This is a genomic window from Brevibacterium sp. NPDC056726 (assembly GCF_042790515.1).
GTDB lineage: Bacteria > Actinomycetota > Actinomycetes > Actinomycetales > Brevibacteriaceae > Brevibacterium > Brevibacterium sanguinis.
In genome coordinates, this window is sequence record NZ_JBHTYZ010000004.1 from 19,683 (window position 1) to 41,270 (window position 21,588).

At 65.3% G+C, this 21,588-nt stretch carries 19 protein-coding genes and 2 tRNA genes; 11 read left to right on the plus strand and 10 right to left on the minus strand.

Annotation, left to right across the window (positions count from 1 at the left end):
- Positions 1-96: 96 nt before the first annotated feature.
- Positions 97-2,892 (minus strand): pyruvate dehydrogenase (acetyl-transferring), homodimeric type, encoded by a 2,796-nt coding sequence (gene aceE, locus ACFQ91_RS09010; protein ID WP_232623588.1) that lies wholly within the window; start codon positions 2,890-2,892, stop codon positions 97-99.
- A gap of 214 nt (positions 2,893-3,106) precedes the next feature.
- On the opposite strand from aceE, the gene ACFQ91_RS09015 reads away from it, so the two are divergent.
- The 3 genes from ACFQ91_RS09015 to ACFQ91_RS09025 all read left to right on the plus strand — a co-directional run bounded on the left by ACFQ91_RS09015 (position 3,107) and on the right by ACFQ91_RS09025 (position 4,506).
- Complete coding sequence (locus ACFQ91_RS09015; RefSeq protein ID WP_232623589.1) at positions 3,107-3,550, plus strand: DUF3052 domain-containing protein; 444 nt, start codon at positions 3,107-3,109, stop codon at positions 3,548-3,550.
- A gap of 13 nt (positions 3,551-3,563) precedes the next feature.
- Complete coding sequence (locus ACFQ91_RS09020) at positions 3,564-4,031, plus strand: redoxin domain-containing protein (RefSeq protein WP_198498699.1); 468 nt, start codon at positions 3,564-3,566, stop codon at positions 4,029-4,031.
- 70 nt (positions 4,032-4,101) lie between these two features.
- Positions 4,102-4,506, plus strand: coding sequence for an HIT family protein (locus ACFQ91_RS09025; RefSeq protein ID WP_198498700.1), 405 nt, complete (start codon positions 4,102-4,104; stop codon positions 4,504-4,506).
- Between the two features lie 55 nt (positions 4,507-4,561).
- Here the strand turns inward: ACFQ91_RS09025 and ACFQ91_RS09030 are convergent, their stop codons facing one another.
- Together ACFQ91_RS09030 and ACFQ91_RS09035 are read right to left on the minus strand one after the other, a co-directional pair.
- Entirely contained in the window at positions 4,562-5,317 is a 756-nt protein-coding gene (locus tag ACFQ91_RS09030; RefSeq protein ID WP_344258181.1) for a MerR family transcriptional regulator, read from the minus strand.
- 138 nt (positions 5,318-5,455) lie between these two features.
- Positions 5,456-6,655, minus strand: coding sequence for a PLP-dependent aspartate aminotransferase family protein (locus ACFQ91_RS09035; RefSeq protein ID WP_198498702.1), 1,200 nt, complete (start codon positions 6,653-6,655; stop codon positions 5,456-5,458).
- 287 nt (positions 6,656-6,942) lie between these two features.
- Between ACFQ91_RS09035 and ACFQ91_RS09040 the strand changes: the two genes are divergently transcribed.
- From ACFQ91_RS09040 to ACFQ91_RS09050, 3 genes are all read left to right on the plus strand, one after another.
- Positions 6,943-8,565: a bifunctional 3-(3-hydroxy-phenyl)propionate/3-hydroxycinnamic acid hydroxylase gene (locus ACFQ91_RS09040; RefSeq protein WP_198498703.1), complete on the plus strand. Its 1,623-nt coding sequence runs from the start codon at positions 6,943-6,945 to the stop codon at positions 8,563-8,565.
- Positions 8,566-8,676: 111 nt separating this feature from the next.
- A complete protein-coding gene (locus tag ACFQ91_RS09045) occupies positions 8,677-9,150 on the plus strand; it encodes an Lrp/AsnC family transcriptional regulator (RefSeq protein ID WP_198498704.1) in 474 nt (157 codons plus the stop codon).
- Positions 9,151-9,199: 49 nt separating this feature from the next.
- Positions 9,200-9,628 carry a DUF1801 domain-containing protein gene (locus ACFQ91_RS09050; protein WP_198498705.1) on the plus strand — a complete coding sequence of 143 codons (429 nt, stop codon included), beginning with the start codon at positions 9,200-9,202 and terminating at the stop codon, positions 9,626-9,628.
- 26 nt (positions 9,629-9,654) lie between these two features.
- On the opposite strand, the gene ACFQ91_RS09055 is transcribed toward ACFQ91_RS09050, so the two are convergent.
- Positions 9,655-10,020, minus strand: a complete 366-nt coding sequence (locus ACFQ91_RS09055) for a cupin domain-containing protein (protein ID WP_198498706.1) — start codon at positions 10,018-10,020, stop codon at positions 9,655-9,657.
- 63 nt (positions 10,021-10,083) lie between these two features.
- Positions 10,084-10,160: transfer RNA gene (locus tag ACFQ91_RS09060), tRNA-Pro, on the minus strand.
- A gap of 110 nt (positions 10,161-10,270) precedes the next feature.
- On the opposite strand from ACFQ91_RS09060, the gene ACFQ91_RS09065 reads away from it, so the two are divergent.
- Positions 10,271-10,732, plus strand: coding sequence for a TetR family transcriptional regulator (locus ACFQ91_RS09065; protein WP_232623591.1), 462 nt, complete (start codon positions 10,271-10,273; stop codon positions 10,730-10,732).
- Positions 10,733-10,808: 76 nt separating this feature from the next.
- A tRNA-Val gene (locus ACFQ91_RS09070) sits at positions 10,809-10,882 on the plus strand.
- Here ACFQ91_RS09070 and ACFQ91_RS09075 read toward each other — a convergent pair.
- Positions 10,842-11,528 (minus strand): TetR/AcrR family transcriptional regulator, encoded by a 687-nt coding sequence (locus ACFQ91_RS09075; protein ID WP_376872352.1) that lies wholly within the window; start codon positions 11,526-11,528, stop codon positions 10,842-10,844. The two genes, ACFQ91_RS09070 and ACFQ91_RS09075, sit on opposite strands and share 41 nt — an antisense overlap.
- A 152-nt stretch (positions 11,529-11,680) precedes the next feature.
- Here ACFQ91_RS09075 and ACFQ91_RS09080 point away from each other — a divergent pair, with 152 nt between their 5' ends.
- Positions 11,681-13,339: an amidohydrolase gene (locus ACFQ91_RS09080; protein WP_198498708.1), complete on the plus strand. Its 1,659-nt coding sequence runs from the start codon at positions 11,681-11,683 to the stop codon at positions 13,337-13,339.
- Between the two features lie 140 nt (positions 13,340-13,479).
- Here the strand turns inward: ACFQ91_RS09080 and ACFQ91_RS09085 are convergent, their stop codons facing one another.
- The 4 genes from ACFQ91_RS09085 to ACFQ91_RS09100 form a co-directional block, all read right to left on the minus strand.
- Entirely contained in the window at positions 13,480-14,904 is a 1,425-nt protein-coding gene (locus tag ACFQ91_RS09085; protein WP_198498709.1) for a cytosine permease, read from the minus strand.
- Between the two features lie 300 nt (positions 14,905-15,204).
- Entirely contained in the window at positions 15,205-16,548 is a 1,344-nt protein-coding gene (locus tag ACFQ91_RS09090; RefSeq protein ID WP_198498710.1) for an APC family permease, read from the minus strand.
- Complete coding sequence (locus ACFQ91_RS09095; RefSeq protein ID WP_198498711.1) at positions 16,545-18,026, minus strand: amidase; 1,482 nt, start codon at positions 18,024-18,026, stop codon at positions 16,545-16,547. Before ACFQ91_RS09095 ends, ACFQ91_RS09090 begins: the two co-directional genes overlap by 4 nt.
- Positions 18,027-18,088: 62 nt before the next feature.
- Positions 18,089-19,480 carry an NAD(P)/FAD-dependent oxidoreductase gene (locus ACFQ91_RS09100; protein WP_198498712.1) on the minus strand — a complete coding sequence of 464 codons (1,392 nt, stop codon included), beginning with the start codon at positions 19,478-19,480 and terminating at the stop codon, positions 18,089-18,091.
- 242 nt (positions 19,481-19,722) lie between these two features.
- Here ACFQ91_RS09100 and ACFQ91_RS09105 point away from each other — a divergent pair, with 242 nt between their 5' ends.
- Entirely contained in the window at positions 19,723-20,190 is a 468-nt protein-coding gene (locus ACFQ91_RS09105) for an ion channel (RefSeq protein ID WP_198498713.1), read from the plus strand.
- Positions 20,187-21,425 carry a chloride channel protein gene (locus ACFQ91_RS09110; RefSeq protein ID WP_198498714.1) on the plus strand — a complete coding sequence of 413 codons (1,239 nt, stop codon included), beginning with the start codon at positions 20,187-20,189 and terminating at the stop codon, positions 21,423-21,425. Before ACFQ91_RS09105 ends, ACFQ91_RS09110 begins: the two co-directional genes overlap by 4 nt.
- Positions 21,426-21,588 lie beyond the last annotated feature (163 nt).

The window sequence follows — 21,588 nt, forward strand, 5'->3', positions numbered from 1 at the left end:
CACAAAAATCTGTCATCGGGGACAGAAATGGCCGGAGTCCTGTCGACTCCGGCCATCTCCGTCACTCAGCGTGTGCGGCTGCTCACCTGTTCAGGCTCACGCACCGGCACCCTCGGTCGAACCGGAGGCGCCCGCCCGCGGATCATCGAGCTGGTACTTCTTCGCCGCCTCGGCGGCCTTGTCGATCGGGATCACCCCGGTGTCGGCAAGCGAGATGAGCGCCTGGGTCGCCATCGAGGGACCGTCGACGAGGTAGTACCGGCGCGCCGCGGGACGGGTGTCCGAGATCGCGTAGCCGTCGGTGCCCAGCGACGTGAAGTGGTTGGGCACGTACTGCCGGATCTGGTCGGGCACGGCCCGCATGAAGTCCGAGGTCGCGATGACCGGACCCGAGGCGTCGAGGAGCTTCTCGGTGACGAACGGGATCCGCGGCTCGGCCTCGGGGTCGAGCAGACGCGCATCGTCGGCGGCGAGGCCGTCGCGGCGCAGCTCGGTCCACGAGGTCACCGACCACACGTCGGCGGACACGCCCCAGTCCTTCTCGAGGAGCTCCTGGGCCTCCAGCGCCCACGGCACACCGACGCCCGAGGCCATGAGCTGAACCTTCGGACCCCCGTTGTCGGGACCCTTCTTGAGCAGGTACATGCCCCGCAGCAGGCCGTCGACGTCGAGGTCCTCGGGTTCGGCCGGCTGGACCATCGGCTCGTTGTACATCGTCAGGTAGTAGAGGACGTTCGGATCACGGCCGTCATCGGGCCCGTACATCCGGTTGAGTCCGTCCTTGACGATGTGGGAGATCTCGTAGACGTAGGCCGGGTCGTAGGAGATCACCGACGGGTACGTCGAGGAGAGCAGGTGCGAGTGGCCGTCACCGTGCTGGAGTCCCTCGGCCACGAGCGTCGTGCGTCCGGCGGTGGCGCCGAGGACGAAGCCGCGGGCCATCTGGTCGCCGGCGGCCCAGAAGAAGTCACCGGTGCGCTGGAACCCGAACATCGAGTAGAAGATGTAGAACGGGATCATCGGCTCGCCGTGCGTGGCGTACGAGGTGCCGACCGCGGTCAGGGCCGCCGTCGCGCCGGCCTCGTTGATGCCGACGTGGAGGAGCTGTCCGTCCATCGCCTCCTTGTAGGCGAGGAACAGGTCCCGGTCGACGGAGATGTAGTTCTGTCCGTGCGGGTTGTAGATCTTCGCCGTCGGGAAGAACGAGTCCATGCCGAAGGTGCGGGCCTCATCGGGGATGATCGGCACGATGCGCTTGCCGAACTCCTTGTCGCGCATGAGGTCCTTGAGGACGCGGACGAAGCCCATGGTCGTCGCAATCGTCTGCTTGCCCGAGCCGCGGCGTCCGGCCTCGTAGGCCTTGTCGCCGGGCAGGGCGAGGTCGACGTACGTGCTGCGCCGTTCGGGGGAGTACCCGCCGAGGTCGGCGCGCCGCTGCTGGAGGTACTTGATCTCCGGGGCGTCGGGTCCCGGGTGGTAGTACGGAGGCAGCTTCGGGTTCTCCTCGAGCTCCTTGTCGGAGATCGGGATCTGGAAGTGATCGCGGGCGAGCTTGAGGTCGTCGATCGTCATCTTCTTCATCTGGTGCGTCGCGTTGCGCGCCTCGAAGTGCGGACCGAGCGAGTAGCCCTTGACGGTCTTGACGAGGATGACGGTGGGCTGACCGGTGTGCTCGAACGCGGCCTTGTAGGCGGCGTAGACCTTGCGGTAGTCGTGGCCGCCGCGCTTGAGCTGCCAGATCTGCTCGTCGGAGTAGTTCTCGACCATCGCCTTCGTCCGCGGATCGCGGCCGAAGAAGTTGTCGCGCACGAACCCGCCGGACTCGCCCTTGTAGGTCTGGTAGTCACCGTCGGGGGTCTCGTTCATGAGGTTGACGAGGGCGCCGTCGCGGTCCTTGGCCAGCAGCGCATCCCACTCGCGGCCCCAGACGACCTTGATGACGTTCCAGCCGGCCCCGCGGAAGTACGCTTCGAGCTCCTGGATGATCTTGCCGTTGCCGCGCACCGGTCCGTCGAGTCGCTGCAGGTTGCAGTTGATGACGAAGTTGAGGTTGTCGAGCTCCTCGTAGGCGGCGACGTGGAGCATGCCGCGGCTCTCGGGCTCGTCGAGCTCACCGTCGCCGAGGAACGCCCACGTCTGCTGCTGCGAGGTGTCCTTGATCCCCCGGTTGTGGAGGTACTTGTCGAACTGGGCCTGGGCGATCGCGTTCATCGGGCCGAGGCCCATCGAGACCGTCGGGTGCTCCCAGAAGTCCTCGAGCTGGCGCGGGTGAGGGTAGGACGGGAGGCCGGCGGGCTTGCCGTCGATGAGGTGGGACTGCTGCTGACGGAATCCGTCGAGCTCCTCCTCGGTCATCCGGCCTTCGAGGAAGGCGCGGGCGTACATGCCGGGGGAGGCGTGTCCCTGATAGAAGATGTGGTCGCCGCCGCCGGGGTGGTCCTTGCCGCGGAAGAAGTGGTTGAGACCGACTTCGTAGAGAGTCGCCGAGGAGGCGTAGGTGGAGATGTGGCCGCCGACCTCGATGCCGGGGCGTTGGGCGCGGTGGACGAGCATCGCGGCATTCCAGCGGTTCCACCGGCGGTAGCGGCGTTCGACCTCTTCGTCACCGGGGAACCAGGGTTCGTTCTCAGGTCCGATCGTGTTGACGTAGTCGGTGGCGGTGAGGCTGGGCACGCCGATCTGCTTCTGACGCGAGCGCTCGAGCATCCGCAGCATGACGTAGCGTGCGCGCGAGCGCCCGCCTTCATCGATGAGGGAGTCGAGAGAGGCCAACCACTCCTCTGTCTCCTCTGGATCGATGTCAGGCACCTGGCTTGGCAGCCCGTTGAGTATCGGTCCGCCCTGATTGCGATTGTCCACAGTGTGGTCCTCTCTTCCCTCCGCGACCTGCATTGGTGGCGAAGTCGCGTTCTGCCGATGGAATGCGGTTCGGGTGATGACACAGAGCCCAGGGTCCACCGGATTCGATTCCAGCCTAGTACGCGGCGGCCGTCTTCGCTCTGCCGTCTCCTGTGATCTGGATGACGACGACGGAATCCGCAGAACGGCCGGGAGAACGGGCGCGCCGACATTTGCCCCCGTCTGCAAATGGCGGAACAATGTGAGTATGAGCAACTCCGCTTCTGAAAGGACCTCTTCCACGTCGACCCTGCCGACCGAACTGGGACACAATCTCGGATTGGCAGCGGGGGACTATGTGCAAGAAATCGGCTACGACGACGACGTCGACCTTGATCTGTGCCAGGCGATCGAGACCATCATCGGAGAGAAGATCGCCGACGGCGACGTCGATGACGTGTTCGACGTCATCCTCATGTGGTGGAGGTCCGATGACGACGACCTCATCGACGGGCTCGTCGACGCTCAGGTCACCCTCAAGGACGGAGGGGTCGTGTGGCTGCTCACTCCCAAGGCCAACCGACCCGGCCACATCACCCCGGCAGAGATCTCCGAAGCGGCGCCGACCGCCGGCATGCACGTCACCTCGACCGTGTCCGCGGCCGAGGACTGGGCAGGCTTCCGCCTCGTCGGCAAGAAGAACTACTCGTGAGCGCGGGCCGTCCATGATTCCCGGGCCCGGTGACCGGGCTCCCGACTTCTCCGTGACCGATCAGTTCGGCCGGACCATCACCCTCGCCGAGGCGACCGGCAGCTCCGTGGTCATCCTCGCGTTCCTGCCCTATGCGTTCTCCCCGGTGTGCGGCGACGAGATCCGGGCCCTGCAGGACGTCCAGGACGACGCCGATGCGGCAGGCGATGACCTCACCGTCATCGCGATCACCGCGGATGCGAAGTACACGCTGGCGGCGTGGGGCGTCGAACGCGGCGTGAATCTCTCGATCGGCTCGGACTTCTGGCCCCACGGTGCCGTGGCGCGCGCCTACGGCGTCTTCGACGAGGACCACGGGGTCGCCGAGCGCGGTGTGTTCGTCATCACGAAAGCCGGTACGATCGAAAGCGGCCGCCAGGTCGCACGCACCGAGACCCGGGACTTCGCGATCGAGGCCCGCATCGCCGCCGGCATCGCCTGACCCACCGGCAGCCCGGCGACCGCATCACACCGGGCCGCGCAGCAGCGGCCCTCGACCGAGGAGGACCGCCATGGCCACGATCTTCACGAAGATCATCAACGGAGAGATCCCCGGAGCATTCGTCTACGAGGACGACCGGTGCGTCGCGTTCCTCGACGTCTCCCCGCTCACCGAGGGACATGCGATGGTCGTCCCGCGCGAGGAGATCTCCGCGTGGACGGACCTCGACGACGACCTCCTCGATCACCTCATGAATGTCGCGAAGCGGATCGGCCGTGCTCAGGAGGCCGCGTTCGAGTGCGAGCGGATCGGGATGATGATCGTCGGCTACGAGGTGCCCCACGTCCACATCCATGTGTGGCCGACGACGTCGATGGCCGATTTCGACATCTCCGACCGGGCCCCGATGCAGGGCGCGCAGACGCTGGAAGGGCCCGCCGAGAAGATTCGGCAGGCCCTGTCCCAGCAGTCCTGAGCGTTGCGGGCGCTGAGCTCTTTCGGAGCTCAGCGCACTCAGCACGCGGTGAGCGTCAGTTCGCGTCGAGGTAGGACACGAGCGCGGCGCGGACGAACTCCGCACCCTGCTCACCGCCGTAGTTCGCGGCGAACCGCGGATCGGCGACGTACATCTCCGCGAGTCCCCGCACGTAGCCGTCGGTGTCGCCGGCGGGGTCGGCGGCCGGGGTTCCCGGCACCGAGGTCAGCCACTCGATGTGACGGCGGGACAGATCCCGCGCTTCGGACGAATCGGGGTCAACCCCCGCCTCGGCGGCAGTTGCCCAGTCCGCGGCCAGTCTGCGGGCATCGTCCTGCCAGGACCGGCGCTCGTCGTCGTTCATTCCCGTCCACCATTTCTCCGAGGTCTCGTAGGCGGCATCGCCCCAGCGCTGCCGCACCTCGTCTTCGTGCTCTCGATGGTCGAAGCCATCGAACATCTCTTCCGCCATGAGCGGTTCACCTGCTTTCAGTCGTGTCATCGTCGCGGTGACGGCGGCGATCTGCCGCTCCAGGCGCGCTCGCTCGCGTCCGAGCTCGCGCACATGGTCCTCGAGGGCCGTGATCGGATCCGCGGTGGTCTCGAGCACCTCCGCGATCCGACCCAGCGGCAGGCCCAGCTCCCGCAGGAGGAGAATCCTCTGCAGGCGGACGAGGGCGTCCTCGTCGTAGTGTCGGCTGCCACCGGCGGCCCTCGACGACGCAGACAGCAGGCCGATCGCGTCGTAGTGACGCAGAGTCCGGCTCGTCGTGCCCGTCAGTCGCGCTGTTTCCTGTATGGACCAGTCCATGGAAACCAGCGTAGAAGTTGACGTCGCGTCAATGTCAACACCCATTGACGCGCGACAGCGGCGTTTGAGGTCACAGAACCGAGGGAGAGGAGCGATTTCGGCTCCAGCACCTCAGGTCTGTGACCACAAACGGCCTGCTCACGCGGCCGCGCGGACGGCGTCGAGGGCGGTGAAGAGGTCCTCGGCGAGGTCGTCGACGTGTTCGAGGCCGACGGAGAGGCGCACGAGCCCGTCACCCGGCTTCGCCTCGGAGGCGACGGGACGGTGGGTCAGCGACGCAGGGTGTTGGATGAGGGTGTCGGCGCCGCCGAGGGAGACGGCGTGGACGACGAGGCGGCAGTTCTCGACGAAGGTGCGGGCCGCCTCGAAGCCGCCGGCGATGTCGAGGGCGATCATCGCGCCGGGCCCGGCCATCTGGCGGCCGAGCAGACCGTGCGGATCCTGGCCCTCGAGCCCGGGGTAGTGGACCGCGGCGATCGCCGGATGGGCGCTGAGGCGCTCGGCCAGCTGCGTCGCAGTGGCCTGAGCCGCGCGCATCCGCACCCCGAGCGTGCGCAGTCCGCGATGGAGGAGGTAGGCGCCCATCGGGTGGAGCAGGGCACCGGTGATCGCGCGGACCTGACGCAGCCGGGTCGCCCACGCGGAGTTCGTCGCGATGATCCCGCCCATCGCATCGCCGTGCCCGCCGATGTACTTCGTCGCACTGTGGAGGACGAGGACGGCGCCGTGCCGGATCGGGCGCTGGAGGACGGGTGTGGAGAAGGTGTTGTCGACGAGGACGGGAACATCGCCCGCCGCCGCGACGACGGCATCGAGGTCGACGAGGTCGAGGCTCGGGTTCGCCGGGGTCTCGACGATGACGAGTCCGGTGTCGTCCCGCACCGCCGAGGCGATCCCCTCCGGCGTCGTCCACGTCACCGTGGTGCCGAGCAGGCCGGAGTCGAGCAGATGGTCGCTGCCGCCGTAGAGCGGACGGACCGCGACGATGTGCGGGGTGCCGGCGCTGACCGCGGCGAGCAGCGCCGCCGTCAGGGCCGCCATGCCGGTGGCGAAGGCAACGGCCTCCTCGGCGTGTTCGAGGTCGGCGAGGGCGTCTTCGAAGCGGGCGACGCCGGGCTGCCACAGGCGCTGGTAGACGGCGGAATCGCTCTCGCGCAGGGGATGGCCGGTGGCGAGCCATTCGTACGATTCGCCGCCGGTGTCGATGTCGCCGACCGGGTTCGTCGTCGAGAGATCGATCGCGGGGACGTGGACGCCCGCCTCGGTGAGGCCGTCCATGCCGCCGTGGACCATGCGGGTTTCGGGGTGAAGGGGTGATTCGGGGTGGAGAGAGGTCATGGCGGAATTCAATCGGGTTTCTCTCAACGACTGCAAGGAATCATCAAGAATCTTCTGCATTCGACCCTGTTCCGGCAGGATCCTTGACGAAGTCGCCGGTGACGTGACGCGCACCGCAGATTCTGCCGCCGGTGCTCCGCGCCGTCGAGCACCGACGCGGTGCGGCTGAGAGGAGTCTCCATAAGGTCGTCGAGTCTTGACCGGGCCGGCTCTTGTCCCTAAGCTCATTGAACATAATCATTATGTTTAATATCACATGATGACCCAACTCAAGGAGGAGTTGCCCCATGGTTGATGTCGATGTCATTCAGGTCGGATTCGGTCCCGTCGGACAGGTGCACGCGGCGCTGTTGGGGGCCAAGGGCCACACGGTCGCTGCCTTCGACAAGTGGCCCGGCACCTACCCGCTGCCGCGCGCCGGACATCTCGATCATGAGATCATGCGGATCCTCCAGGGCATCGGCGCGACGGACGCGTTCCGCCTGCAGGCCATTCCGATTCCCGACTACGACTGGGTGAATGCGGCGGGGGAGCTGCTCCTGCGGATCGATTGGAATGCGCCGACGCCCTCGGGATGGAAGTCGGACTACCTCTTCTATCAGCCGGAGCTCGAGGAGGCCGTGCTCGACGCGGTCGGCAGGCATCCCAGTGTCACGGTCGAGCTCGGGTGGGAGGCGACCGAGGTGGCCAATCACCCCGACCATGTCGAGGTGCGCCTGCGCGAAGTCGAGAAGACCGAGGCGGGACTGACCCCCACCGGCAAGGAGAAGACGGTGACAGCGCGGTACCTCATCGGGGCCGACGGCGCGAACTCCCTCGTCCGCCGGCAGGTGGGCATCGAATGGGAGGACCTCGGCTTCGAGGAGGACTGGCTCGTCACCGACATCGAACCCCACGATCGCGACATGGTCATCGACATGCCCGACGCCGGTCAGATCTGCGACCCGGAGCGCCCGGTGTCCCTCTTCCGTTGGCTCGGTCGGCACACCGCGCGGTGGGAGTTCATGCTGCTCGACGGTGAGAGTGCCGAGGAGATGGCGACGGAGGAGAGGATCTGGTCCCTGTTGTCGCGGTGGGGGCTGAGTGCGGACAACGCGACGATCGTGCGGAAGAAGGTCTACGGCTTCCGCTCGCTCATCGCCTCGACGTTCCGCCGGGATCGCACGCTGCTCATCGGCGATTCCGCTCATCTCATGCCGCCGTTCATGGGGCAGGGGCTGTCCTCGGGCCTCCGCGACGCCGTCAATCTCGCGTGGAAGCTCGACCTCGTGCTCTCCGGGAGCGCGGCCGAGGGTCTCCTCGACGCGTACACCGTCGAACGGCGCCCTCATGCCCGGGCCTACATCGAGGCCTCGATGGCGCTCGGTCGGGTGGTCTGCATGAAGGATCCTGAGGAGGTCGCGGCCCGTGATGCCGCGTTCCTCGCCGGAGACGTCCCGCCGCCGGTCCTGCCGTGGCTCTACGAGGGCGTCCTCGACGGCGGTGAGAGCACCGAGGTGGTCGGACGCCTCGGTCTCCAGGCCAGGGTGGAGGCACGGGGCCGGGACGGTCTGGCCGACGACGTCATCGGCACGGGGTGGACGCTGCTGTCCTCCCGGGGTGACTATCTCGACGACCTGACCGCGGAGCAGAGGGCGATCATCGATGCCCTGGGCATGGTCCACGCGCATGTCAGCCGGGCCGAGCTCGATTCGGAGCACAGCGTCGTCGACGTCGACGCCGACTACTCGCGCTGGTTCCGCGACATCGGCGCACCGATCGTCGTCGTGCGCCCCGACTACTACGTCTTCGGTCATGCCGCCGACTCCGCGGAGCTCGGCGCGCTCCTCGACCGCCTCGCCGAGCGGGCCTCACTCACCGTGTCCCCGGCAGCGACCGCCGTCCCGGAGAAAGCCGCCGCACAGGGCTGAGCGGCAGCCGTCACCGGGCACAGTGTCCGCGAGGAGCATCGACGGGCTGGGAGCGGGCGCCCCTGAGTGCGTAGACTCTCCGAGACGGATCAGTTGAGGGGAGCGGGCACCGTGTCGCAGAAGATCGAACTCGATGACATCGACCGGCATCTGCTCTCGGCCCTGAGTGAGAATGCTCGTGCCTCGGGGGCAGCTCTGGCCGCCGAGGTCGGGATCTCGGAGTCGACGGTGTCGCTGCGGCTCAAGCGCCTGCGCTCGAGCGGGGTGATCCGCGGCTACAGCGTCGACATCGACACCTCGGCGCTCGGGATTCCGCTCCAGGCGCTCATCTCGATCCGGCTCGCCCAGCACGACCGGGCGCAGATCGATGCCTTCACCGCTGCTGCGCCGAAGTTCCCCGGCGTCGTGCGGATGTATCACATGGCCGGCGCTGACGACTATCTCCTCCACATCGTCGCCCCCGACACCGAGGCGGTCCAGGCCTTCGTCCTCGACTACCTCACCCGCTACCCGGCGGTCGCCCATACGCGGACGAACCTCATCTATCGGGTCGAGGACGGCACGGACTGGCTGCCGGAGAGCTGAGCACGCGACGTGGGCTGACAGGGGCGACCGTCTCGGCGATAATCGATCCATGGCCGAACAGAAGACGAAGCCGACCGACGCCGATGTCCACGCCTTCATCGCTGCCGCGACCCCGGCGAAGCGCCGTGTCGACGGTCAGCGGCTCGAGGAGATCTTCACCGAGGTGACCGGGGTGAAACCGGTGATGTGGGGGCCGTCGATGGTCGGCTACGGCGAGTATCACTACCGGTCACCGGTCAATCCACGCAATCACGGGGTGTGGCCGAAGACCGCGTTCTCCCCGCGGAAGGCACAGCTGTCGCTCTACGGACTCAAGGACCTACCGGGCGGTGCGGCTCTGCTGCCGAAGCTCGGGACGTACACGGAAGGGGCCGGGTGCGTGTATGTGAAGAAGCTCGAAGACATCGACGAGGCGGTCCTCCGGCAGCTCATCGCGATCGCCTTTGCCCGTGAGGACGACCCTGAACCGCAGCGGTGAGGGTTCTGCCCGGCACCCGGTGGCTCTCAGGTCCTTAGCGGTGGCCGTGATCCGATGCTCAGTCCCGGTTTGCGCTGGTGGACGGAGAAGTAGCTGAGGCCGTCGGGGCCGGCGATGAATCGGCGGGTCGAACGGCGGGGGAGCCAGACGATGAGACCGGGGGCGAGGTCGAGGGTGTCAGCGTCCGTCTCGAGGGTTCCCGAACCGGAGAGGACATGGATGAGGACGTCGAGGTCAGGGCCGTTGTGAGCGCGGATCTCGTCATCGGCCGGCAGAGTGATGATGTTCGCGTCGAGATCCCGCTCAGGTGGGGTCAGCCGCCATGCGGAACCGGACACTCGCGGTGGAACCTCGAGTTCGGAGATGTCGGCGACGATCTGGGGAGTGGGCATGGGAACCACTCTAGAACGAAAGAATCTCGGGGCATCGCGCGTGCGATGCCCCGAGATTTCACTTGGTCGGGATAGCGGGATTTGAACCCACGACCTCCTCGTCCCGAACGAGGCGCGCTACCAACCTGCGCCATATCCCGTGACCAGCAACTACTATAGCCAGGGGATCGCGCATTTGAGAAATCGAGCGCGGGGAATGTCGAAAAGTGAAAGGTACGTCTCATTGGCGCTGAGTGCTGAGAGCATCACGATGACCGCACTCGACGTGCTCTCACGCTACGGATTGGGCGATCTGTCGATGCGTCGCCTCGCCCGTGAGCTCGACGTTCAGCCCTCCGCGCTCTACTGGCATGTGAAGAACAAGCAGGACCTCCTCGTGCTCATCGCGAAGAAGATGGGCGCCGAGGTGAACAGCCGCGCCCCGGTCACCGCGGACCCGCTCGTCACCGTTCTTGCGTTGCGCGATGTGCTGCTGCGGTTCCGCGACGGCGCGGAAATCTTCATGCTCGGCTACTCGCTCGCCCCGGACGACGTCACCCCGGTGGGGCTCACCCCGGCACGGCTCGGGGCGACCACCTCGGCGGCGGTGCTGTCGTTCGCCCTCGGTGCGGTTGCGATCGAACAGAACCGCGCCCTCTTCGACGTCGCGGACGCGGGTGCTGGGGAGCGCTTCGCTGAGGTGGTCGCCGGGATCCTGCGGCAACAGGACTGACCCGGGTGGGGCCGACCCCGGCGTCAGCGGTTTCGGCAGCGGGTCGGGGATATGACATACTGAACACGCGCGTTTGGGGCCTATAGCTCAGTTGGCTAGAGCATCTCGTTTACACCGAGAGGGTCGGGGGTTCGAGTCCCTCTGGGCCCACGGCTGACCTGACCAGTTGGCGAGCCCCGCGGAGGTAGATCTCCCGGTGATCCAGGCTGAGGATGTCATCGCGGATCGAGGCTGTCAGTGGATATCGGGCAGGATCGGCAGACAGTGCACCCGAGAACCATGCGCGTCGTTCATTCTTGCTCGCAGGCAGCGGAGCCGAGAGGCTGGCTGCACCGGAAAGCACATATGCGCCGAATGTGGAGTAGTTCTCAGCTAGCGCTTGTCCACTCAACCCGGCTCTGTGGAAGCATTCGAGAATGAGTTCGATACTGTCGAGCTCTCCTGGGCCTTGCGTCGTCAGCGTTGTGGCCGTTGCCGCAATTGACGGGTACTCCTGAAACGTGTCGAGAGTGATCTCAGCGAACTCGACGAGTCGATCTTCCCACCGGTCCAGGTCGACCGTCACCTTCGAGCATGCGAGCTGAAACAGGCGATCAAGAAGCGCGCGCATGAGCACTTCCTTGTTCGGGAAATGCCGGTAAACGGCCGTCGGATCGACGCCGACCTCTTTTCCGAGCGCTCTGTTCGTCACGGTAGTGGTCTCGGGGCGGGCAGCCATGCGCAGTCCGGCGTCGATGAATGCTTCCTTGTCCAGAGTGGGTTTGGCACCAGACTTGGCCGGGGTTCTGCTCGTCATGGGATTCGACTCCGTTCATAGGTCGGCGGCATCAGAACCGCCCGTGAGATCCGAGATCATCGTACAATCATGCACCTCTGTCATCGGCGTTGACACCGACAATGACGCATCAGTATTGTGGCACTGACGCTGGTTTCCGACGAAGGACGGTCATGACCCCCACTGCTGATGTCGTCTTCCATAATGGCGCCGTCTTCACCGGGTCCGGTGCCCCACTTCGCGATCGGGCGGTGGTCGTCACGGACGGCGTAATCCGCGATATCATCCCCAACGCCCGCATGGCGGCGTACGTCGGTGAATCGACCATAGTGGTCGATCTGGAGGGCGGTCTCCTCTCGCCCGGCTTCCAGGACGCACACATCCACCCGGTGCAGGGCGGAGTCGAAATGCTGCAATGCGACCTCACGGACACTCGCAGTGCCGCTGAGGCCATTGACCGCATTGCCTCGTATGCCGACGCGCATCCGGATGAGCCATGGATCGTTGGTGGCGGATGGTCGATGGGTCATTTTCCGGGTGGAGCCCCATCCGCGCTGCTCATCGACGACGTGATCGCTGATCGTCCGGTTGCCCTCAACAGCCGGGATCATCATTCTCTCTGGGTCAATTCTGCGGCGCTGTCCCTGGCCGGGATCGGCCCGGACTCTCCCGACCCCGCTGACGGTGTCATCGAAAGGCTTCCGAATGGTGCACCGACCGGTACTCTCCACGAAGGCGCACTCCGACTCGTCGAGGCGCATCTTCCGGCCGTGTCCGCAGAAAAGCTCACCGCGGGCCTGCTCGCGGCACAGACTCGGCTCATCGCGCTTGGCATCACCGGCTGGCAAGACGCCCTCATCGGCGATTACGCGGGCTTTCCCGATACCCGGGTCGCTTATGAGCGTGCAATTGCCGATGGCACACTTCGAGTCCGGGTGCGTGGTGCCCAATGGTGGCAACGTGACCGAGGGCTCGAGCAGCTCGACAACCTCATCCGCGGTCGCGCCGATGCCGCTGCGCTTGGTCGCGCTGACCGTTACAGTCTCGGCACCGTGAAGATCATGGTCGATGGCATTGCGGAGAACTTCACGGCGGCGATGCGCGAACCGTACCGCGATGCCTGCGGCAGAGATACGCACAATCGCGGCAAGAGCTTCATCTCATCAGAGAGACTGGCGGAGTACGCTATCGCTCTCGACCGGGCCGGTTTCCAGATCCACTTCCATGCACTCGGGGATCGAGCTGTGCATGACGCACTCAACGCCCTCGCGGCTGCGCGGACGGTCAACGGGCCGACAGACCTGCGCCATCATCTTGCGCATCTTCAGGTCGTCGCCCCTGGTGACGTCTCACGCTTCGCTGGGCTCGGCGCTGTCGCAAACATCCAAGCTCTGTGGGCCTGCCATGGGGATCAGATCGACAAACTCACGCTTCCGTACATGCCTGAGAGCGCGCAGAAGAGGCAGTATCCCTTCGGGGATCTCGTCAGGAGCGAAACGCCGCTCGCCGCCGGCAGTGACTGGCCGGTCTCGTCAGCTGACCCGATCGCCGCGGCCCATGTCGCTGTGAACCGGGCGGTGCCCGGATCCGATCGTCCGCCCTTGGGTGGAGATGAGCAGCGGCTCGAACTCGCTGACTTCTTCGCTGCCTGCACCTCAGGTGCAGCGCGCGTCAATCACTGGGAGTCCCGGACGGGAACGATCAGGCGAGGATACGACGCCGACCTCATCACAATCAGTCCCAACCCCTTTGACGTCGCTGAGGCTTCCATCGACGAGAGCCGCGTAACCTCGACATGGATCCGCGGTGAACGAGTCTACTCGACCGCCTAGGTTGGCTCTCACGACTATCCGAGTGGTTGAGACGCTCAGCATCTGATCGCGGAGGCGACGGGCATCGCGGCGAAGTCGTTCTGCTCGTCGAATTGCCGGCACCGACCGAATCGGTGCCGGCAATACGATTCATCATGAGTTCAACTGTCGGTGGTGATCCGTCGGCTGGACCATAGCCGCGGAACGAACCGGAGGATGATGAGATAGACGACGCCAGCTGCAATCGCTGCGGGCACTGCCGCGGCGATCACGCCCAGGTCGACGGGCGGAACATAGGTGAATGGATCGAGGAGTGCCAGATACGTTCCCATTCCGACTATGAGTCCCACGATTCCTGCGGGATTGATCCCCGCGAAATACCAGTAGGATCCTGAGCCGTTCACTGAGTAGAGCGCGCGGATATCAAGCTCCTGCCGGCGCACGAGGAAGAAGTCGACGATCTGCATTCCGCAGATCGGGCCGAGCAGGATTCCCGCCAAGGTGATGAATGCGCCGTAGTTCGCCATATAGGCGTCGGCAAAGAACACAGCGATGACCAGCACGGGGAGCATGACAACGGCAACTGCGACCGACCACGGGACCCGGCGGTCGATTGTCGGTATCTGCTTGAGCCCGAGAGCCGCGGAGTAGGCTCCAACCATGATCGTTCCGACGTTGGCCAGGGCGAGGAACGAGAGCGCGACGACGCCGAAGACGGGGCCGCCGATCTCAATGAGATAGCCGGTCGGATCACCGCCAGACTCCGGCACCACCAGGGCTGCGATCAGGCCGATGATGAGGACGAGGGACATCATCACGCCCAGGCCGAGCACGCTGGGCACGATGGCTGCTCGTGTGGTGCGGGCGTTCCTCGTCAGGCCCCCGACATAGGGCCACCACGACAGTCCTCCGGCGATTCCCAGTTCGACGGTGAGCATGAAGTTGCTGCCGTTGTCCGGCAGCGGCGCGAGCGCGCCGGCACTGAGAATGCCGTCAATGCCGAAGCGGATGATGAGCATGATGCCGATCCAAACTGCGAGGATGAGCACGGTGACAGCAACGACCGGTCCCGCCCAGCGCAGTGTGGCTGTGCCTTTTCGAAGAAGCAAGAACACGACAAGAGCGCTGCCGACGGCGACGATCATGGCGGTCGGGCCGATCATCGTCTCCGTCAGCCATCCCATCTCAGCGAGCGCCAGAGCTGAGGCGTCAGCGAGTGCGATCGTCAGTACGGCATTCCACCCGATGAGGATGAGCAGGGTGAGTACGACAGTAAGAACGGAACCGCGCGATCCGAACAGAGGTCTGGTCGAACGCACGGCCTCGACCCCATACCGGCCTGCTGCGGGAAGCGCTGCAAGGAGCACCATGAATACCCCGATCAGCGTGCCTGCTGTGACGGCCAGGGCCCCTTGTGTGGCGCCGAGGTAAGCTGCGACGAAACCTCCGCTGATGAAGCACCACGTCGCCACTGCTGCGGAGGAGGTGTTACCGAAGATCGCCAGCGGTCCCCATGTCTTCTCCGCACGCGTGACGGGAAGGCTGCTTTCGAATTCGCCGGTGAGCGGTCGTGCCTGGACACTCACGATCCCGCTCCCCATCCGATCACGATGAGCACGATGGGGAGCGCCACAGTGAGCATGGCGAGCAGAAGCAGGTCCCCGGGTGAGAATCGTCTATCGAGTCCGTGTGACGATTCAAGTGATCTCAGTCTGTCTTCGAGCTCGGTGTCAGTGGCCATCATTGCCCTCCTGAAATAGTGTGTTCTGTTGTTGGACCCTGCAGGTCAGCGCTTCATCGCGCCGAGACGTCGCTGTGAAAAGAGTGAACGGCCGAGGCTGCGAACCGGGTGATGTGGTGGGCTGTGCGAATACCGGCGCATGGACTCAAGCCTCGTCCGCGCCTGCAAAGTCGAGTCCTGGCGGCGGGCGAGTGAAGCCTCGTGTGAGCACCGCCAAGAACCCGCCCCCGAGGCCCAACCACGCCAATCCGATGAGTATCGCCAACGACCCCAGATTCAACAGCAGGTAAACGTCGACGATGATGCCGAGGACTGGGAGCGCGACGAACCCGATCACAGATCTGCGTTTGAATCCCGGATCCGGGTGTCGCCACCAGAGGGCGATGACGCAGGCATTGGCGACCGCGAACGCCAGGAAAGCCCCGAAATTGATGAGCGACGTCGCGTCGCCCACGGTGAGCAGCTGCCCCGCGAGTCCGATGGCGGCAATGAGGACGAGATTGAATACGGGGGTGCGGAACCGATTGTGGAGTCTGCCGAAGACTCGCTTCGGAAAGACCCCGTCTCGCCCCATGACGAAGAGCAGTCGACTGCCACTAGCCTGGACGGCCAAGCACGAGGCGACTCCGCCCACGAGGAGAGTGGAGTTGATGATTCCGGCGAAGATCGGGCCACCGATGAGAGTGAGGACTTCGTATCCTGCCGTTTCCGGGTCGGCGAAGTCGAGACTCGGATGCGCCCATTGCATGACGAAGGAGGTCGCTACGAAGATCACCCCTCCGGTGAGGACGACGAGCACGATCCCGCGGGGGACTGTCGTCGTGGGGTTCTTCACCTCCTCGCTCAACGTGCTCACTGCGTCGAATCCGAGGAAGGAATAGGCGGCTACCGCCGCTCCAGCAGCGATCGCGGAGATGGTTGCGGATTCCGGCCAGGCAGCAGGTCCGACTGGATTGCCGTTTCCGGAGGCGAATGCGATGCCGAACCCGATAAGAGTGAGGACCCCGCCCATGACGATGAGAAGCAGAACGCGATTGAAGCGGTCTGCCAGTTTGAGGCCGATGATGTTGATGAGGGTGCAGGTTGCGATGATGAGCACACCCCAGATCCACGTCGGCAGGACGGGAAACTGAGCGCCGAAGTAGAGGGCCGTGATCAGCCACGCAACCATTGGAAGAAAGAGATAGTCGAGGAGGATCGTCCATCCGGAAAGGAAGCCGATATGACTGCCGAGAGTGCGGCGAGCATAGGTGTAGACCGATCCGGACGCCGGGTAGGCGCGCGCGAGTTTGCCATAGCTCAGCGCCGTGAGCACCATGGCGCCAGTGGCAAAGACGTACGCCATTGCGGTGGCGCCCTGTGACAGTGTGGCGATCACTCCGAATGTGGCGATGACCACTGAAGGGGCCATGTAGGAAATGCCGAAGACGACGATGCCGACCAGATTGAGCTGGGGGATCAAACTCTTGGCTGTCGTGGTGTGGGTCATTGCCGACCCGCCAAGCTCGTGGTCGCAGTCGACCCCTGGGCATCATCGCGGAACTCCGTTGCAGGCGTGTTTCGCGTGTTAGTCGAACTCAGAGACAGATCCGGCCACCAGTCGTCGGCAGTGGTCAGACCGAGTTCTGCCTCGACGGCTGCTCCGATTCGGAAGACCATGGGATCGTCGAACGTGCGCCCGACGATCTGGACGCCGGTGGGGACTCCGTTGGGGGCGCGACCCGAAGGAACGGCGAGGACGGGCACGCGTCCGACGATGTTGAAAGGCAGGGTCATCAGCTGAGAGAAGACGTCGGCCGAGTCAGTGCATGTCGCATCTGCGGCCATCCCTGTATTTGTGACGGTGGGGCAGACGAGCGCATCGAAAGTCTCGAATAGGTTGCCTAGTGGTCGATAGAAGGTCGATTCCTCCACAAGACCGACGGCGTAGCTCCCCGCTCGCGAAGCGGCGTTGATGAAGGCTCGTGTATAGGGCATGAGACTCTCTGCCGAACTGTCGCGCCCGATCGACTCGATGAAGGGGCCCATGATTCCGCCGAAGTGCTTCCACGCGATGTCGAGGACCCTGCCAGGGGTCCATGGCAGATCGACTTCTTCGACGCTGGCTCCAGCGTTCTCCAGCGCCAGTGCGAACTGCTCTGTGCGCGTGACCACAATGGGGTCCGGATCATAACCGCCGAGGTCGAAGCTCAGTGCGATCCTCACCCCGTTCAAAGTGCCGACATCGCCGGAGACACTGACTCGGGGACGCAGGGACGCGGGGTCGCCAGCCCACGGGCCTGCGATGATGTTCTGCAACAGGGCGACGTCGGCCACGCTGCGACCCATCGGGCCGTCGGCGCAATAGGTGTCGGCGTTGAATGGAGCAAGGCCTGGCACACGTGCGAAGGGCGGTTTGAAGCCGACCACACCGCAGTACGAGGCGGGGATCCGGATCGAACCGCCGATGTCCGAGCCGGTTGCCAATACCGTTGACCCCGAGGCCAGGGCCGCCCCAGAACCTCCCGACGAACCGCCGGGAGTCATTTCCGGATTATGGGGATTTCTCGTGATGCCCCAGAGGCGAGTGTGCGTCACTGGGGCGCAACAGAACTCGGGCGTTGTCGTCCGGCCATGGACAACGGCGCCGGCAGTGATGATGCGATCGACGATGGGGTGGGTCACCTCGGCGACATTGCCCTTCTCAAGTAGTGATCCTTCCTCACTGAGATAGCCCGTGATCGGCTGCTCTTCCTTGAGCATGAGCGGAACACCGTCGAGGGGTCGCGGCGTCTTGTCCTGATAGCGCTTCTCAGATTCCCGTGCGGCTCGGTACGCAGCCTCGAGCATCTGTTCGGTGACTGAGTTGACAAGAGGCTCGGTCTCGCGAGTGCGTGCCACGACGGCATCGAGCAGCTCGACAGGCGAGAGCCGTTGCGTTCGGAACAGCCGGATTGCCTCTGTGGCGGTGATATGGGGGAGGTTCATGGTCGTTCTCCTGCTCGGTGGGTGGGTGAGGATGTCTGCGAGCCCATCTCAGGGATGATCACTCAGGACCGCCTGCGCCGCCGCGATGCCCGAATCCCGCGACGTGTGAACAGTCGACACGTGACGATTCCGGCCCAGTAGAGCCGGGAATCAATCGGTGCGTGCAGGCCGTCGCGTCGGGAGAACGGTCCCGGATACGCGCCACGCGCGAATCGATCTTTTGACCAGTCCTTCGTCACCGAGGCGACCGGTTGCAGATCGGGCACTCCGGTGGAGACGCGAATGCTCTCGAGAGCGAGTGCCATCCGTTCGACTTCGGGCAGGTCGAGCAGCTCCTGCGCCTTTCCGCCGGTCATCCATGACACAACGATCTCCCCGGGGAAGTCAGGCGTGCCAGCGGACGCATTCCACAGACTGGGCGGGTTGACCGAGAACGTCGCCAGCACATCCCAGTCGGGTGCCTGAGAATGCGAAGGGGGGAGAACTGGTCGCTCGAACTCGAAGATTCCTTTGAAGACCGAAAGGTAGCTGATCTCGTCAATAGCGACTCGACGATCCCCCGGCAGCGGCGGATCGAAGACGATGTCGTCGGTTTGGAGCACGCCACCTGGGACGGCGAGAACGACGGCGCGGGCCTTGAATTCTCTACTCCCGGCAACGACGGTGACTCGGCTGCTTCGGTAGTTCACCTGAGCTACCGGGTGATCGAGCAGAAGGGAAATGTCGCGAGAAAGCGGCTCAAGTATCTGGTTGTAGCCGCCGATGACCCGGTAGTCGCCGGATTCGTCCGGTGGGATTGGTCCATTGCGATCCTGGAGGTCGAGTGCTTCGAGCACTGTGTAGTACACCGGGTCGGCGGGGGCGATATCGAACTGCTCGCTGTCGACTTCGAGTGCGGCGACAGTGATCGGATAATTGTCCGCTGAGATGCCGACCCTTTTCAGCCACATCAGCGCCGTTTCACCTGAGCGGGGTGCGGGCAGTCCTTGCGGATATGTGGGTGCACCGAGCGGGAAACGAAACGTGTCGAATGTGTTCGACCGGATCCACGGCGTGTCTGGAGAGAGTCTGCCGGCAATGGCCGCCTGGCGATGCGTCGTCAGCCCAGCGGAGTGGATGAGATCCCAGGTCGAGACGTCTGGGCCGTGAACGAGCTCGGCGCCGCGCTCGACCGGTACGGACATCGATGACGCATCGGTGAAGAGTCGACCGCCGATCCTTGAACGGGCTTCGAGGATGAGCACGAGTTTGCCTGCGTCCGCGAGGTCCCGCGCAGCTCCGAGCCCGGCGGGACCAGCGCCGACAACGATGACGTCCCACATTCGGTTCTCAGATATGTCCGGTTCAGCTGCTGCTGATTCGGGGCGGGAGAGAACTGCAGCGGTCCCGGCGGCACCGAGACCGAGCAGGCCACGGCGGGAGACACGCCTGGTGGACGTGGTTGCTGCAGTCATCGGGTGCACCCTTCACATCGTTGTTGTGTGCGTCACACACACTATGGCGAGTCAGCGTTGCTGTCAACACTGGTGACACAATCGATTACTGCTTCGCTGACGGCGCTTTCGAAGCGCGCGGACGCCTGACAAAGAGAGGAGTGCCTCTGGTCTCCGCATACAATCAAGGCGTGAACGCCCCCTCCTCAGACGGCCGACCCAGCCGACGCCCCAGCAGGCAGCAGCTCATGAGCTCCCCAGGGTTGCGCGCACTCAGTCTCATCGTCGGACCCCTGGCCGTCCTCGCGCTCTACTTCACGGTTCCCCTGGCCAGCTCCGAAATGGGTGCGATCGAACGCCTGCTCGCGACCGCGGCGGCGCTGTCGGTCCTCGCCTTCGCCCTGCTGCGCCTGCGCCGCACGGACACCAATCTGCCGCTCCTCGTCCTCTCCTTCGTCCTCGTCGCGGCGACCTTCTCCGCGGTCTTCTTCGTCGTCGCGACGAACAATCCCGCCGAGTTCGACGGCATCGACACCCGCGTCGACGCCCTCTACTTCACGCTGACGACGATGACGACGACCGGCTACGGTGACATCGTCGCCACCGGTCAGCTCTCGCGCATCCTCGTCTCCGCGGTCTTCGTCTTCGACCTCGTTTTCCTCGGACTCTTCGCCAGTGAACTCTCGCGCATCGTCAGCCGACGGCAGGCCGGTCCGGCGGACCACCCGTGAAGGCGCGCTTCGCCGGCGTCACCCCACGCCTGACGCTGCTGGCCATCGTCTACGGCGGCATCGCAGGACTCGTCGCGGCGCTGACCTTCAGCGGCATGACCGCCCTCCAGAACCTCGTCTGGGGAGCCGGCGGTGAACTCTTCAGTGATGCGACGACCCAGATCCTCGTGACCATCCTCGCCGGTGGTGCCCTGCTCATCCTCATCGACCGAGCCGCCCCGACCGAGGATCTCCAGACTCTGCTCAATCAGTCCGGTGACCCCGACGGACTGCCTCGGCGCGCCGTGCTCACCACGGCCTTCGCCGCGATCGTCGCGGTCGCCTTCGGCGGTGCCATCGGACCCGAAGCCGGCATCGTCGCCGTCGTCGCGCAGCTCTCGACGATCGTCGCCCACCTCATCGGCGAAGACGTCGCCATGCGCCGCACGATCGGCCAGGCCGGCAGCGCCGGCGCCCTCGGTGGCTTCTACGGGTCCCCACCGGGCGCGGCCGCGATCGACGGCGACCAGCTCGGTCCGCAGAAGGTCCTCCAGTTCGGCGCGGCCTTCGCCGGGTTCTTCGTCTTTCTCGCCGTCATGAGGGCGATGCCCGAGGGCAGCGGTGCACGCATCTCCCTGCCACCGGTCGACGTCGCCTACTTCAGCCCGTGGCTGCTCGCCGTCGCCGGCATCGCGGCAGCCGCCGGCCTGGCCTTCCGCGCCCTCCACCATCTGCTCGAGGTCGCAGCGCAGCGCATCCGTCGCACGTGGGCGACGATCGCCATCGGCACGATCCTCTTCGCCGTCCTCGCTGTCCTCGTCCCCCTGGTCCGCTTCTCCGGCCATCATGAACTGCACGACCTCCAGGTGCTCACCGACTCCGGAGCCTGGCCGACGCTGCTCCTCGTCGCAGCAGCGAAGATCGTCGCGCTGTCGCTCTGCCTCGTCAGCGGATGGCGGGGAGGGGAGTTCTTCCCGCTGATCTTCATCGGTTCGGCCATCGGCGCCGCCGCTGCCGTCCTCATCCCGGGTCTCGCCGTCGGAGCGGCCATGGCGACGGGAATGGCGGCAACAACCGCCGTCGGATGGCGTCGCCCTCTGGCCGTCCTCCTCATCCTCGTCCTCCTCGTCGACACCCCGGTCGCATTGCCGCTCGTCGTCGGGGCGGGCATCGCCTACCTCGTCGCCCTCCTCATCCCCGGCAGCGGTGATGCCGCAGACGACAGCGAATCACCGCCTCCCGAGGCCGCGCGCTAGCCACTGTCGCCGGCGATGAGAACGCCCGGCGACGACACGAATCCGGCACATCCACCGGCGCCGCCCTTGACGGGTGACCGCGCACCTTCTAGGTTGAGCGAAACTCCATCGGTCACAGGCGTGCCTGTGACCACGAGAAGGCCGGGTGGGCGATGGGAACGGA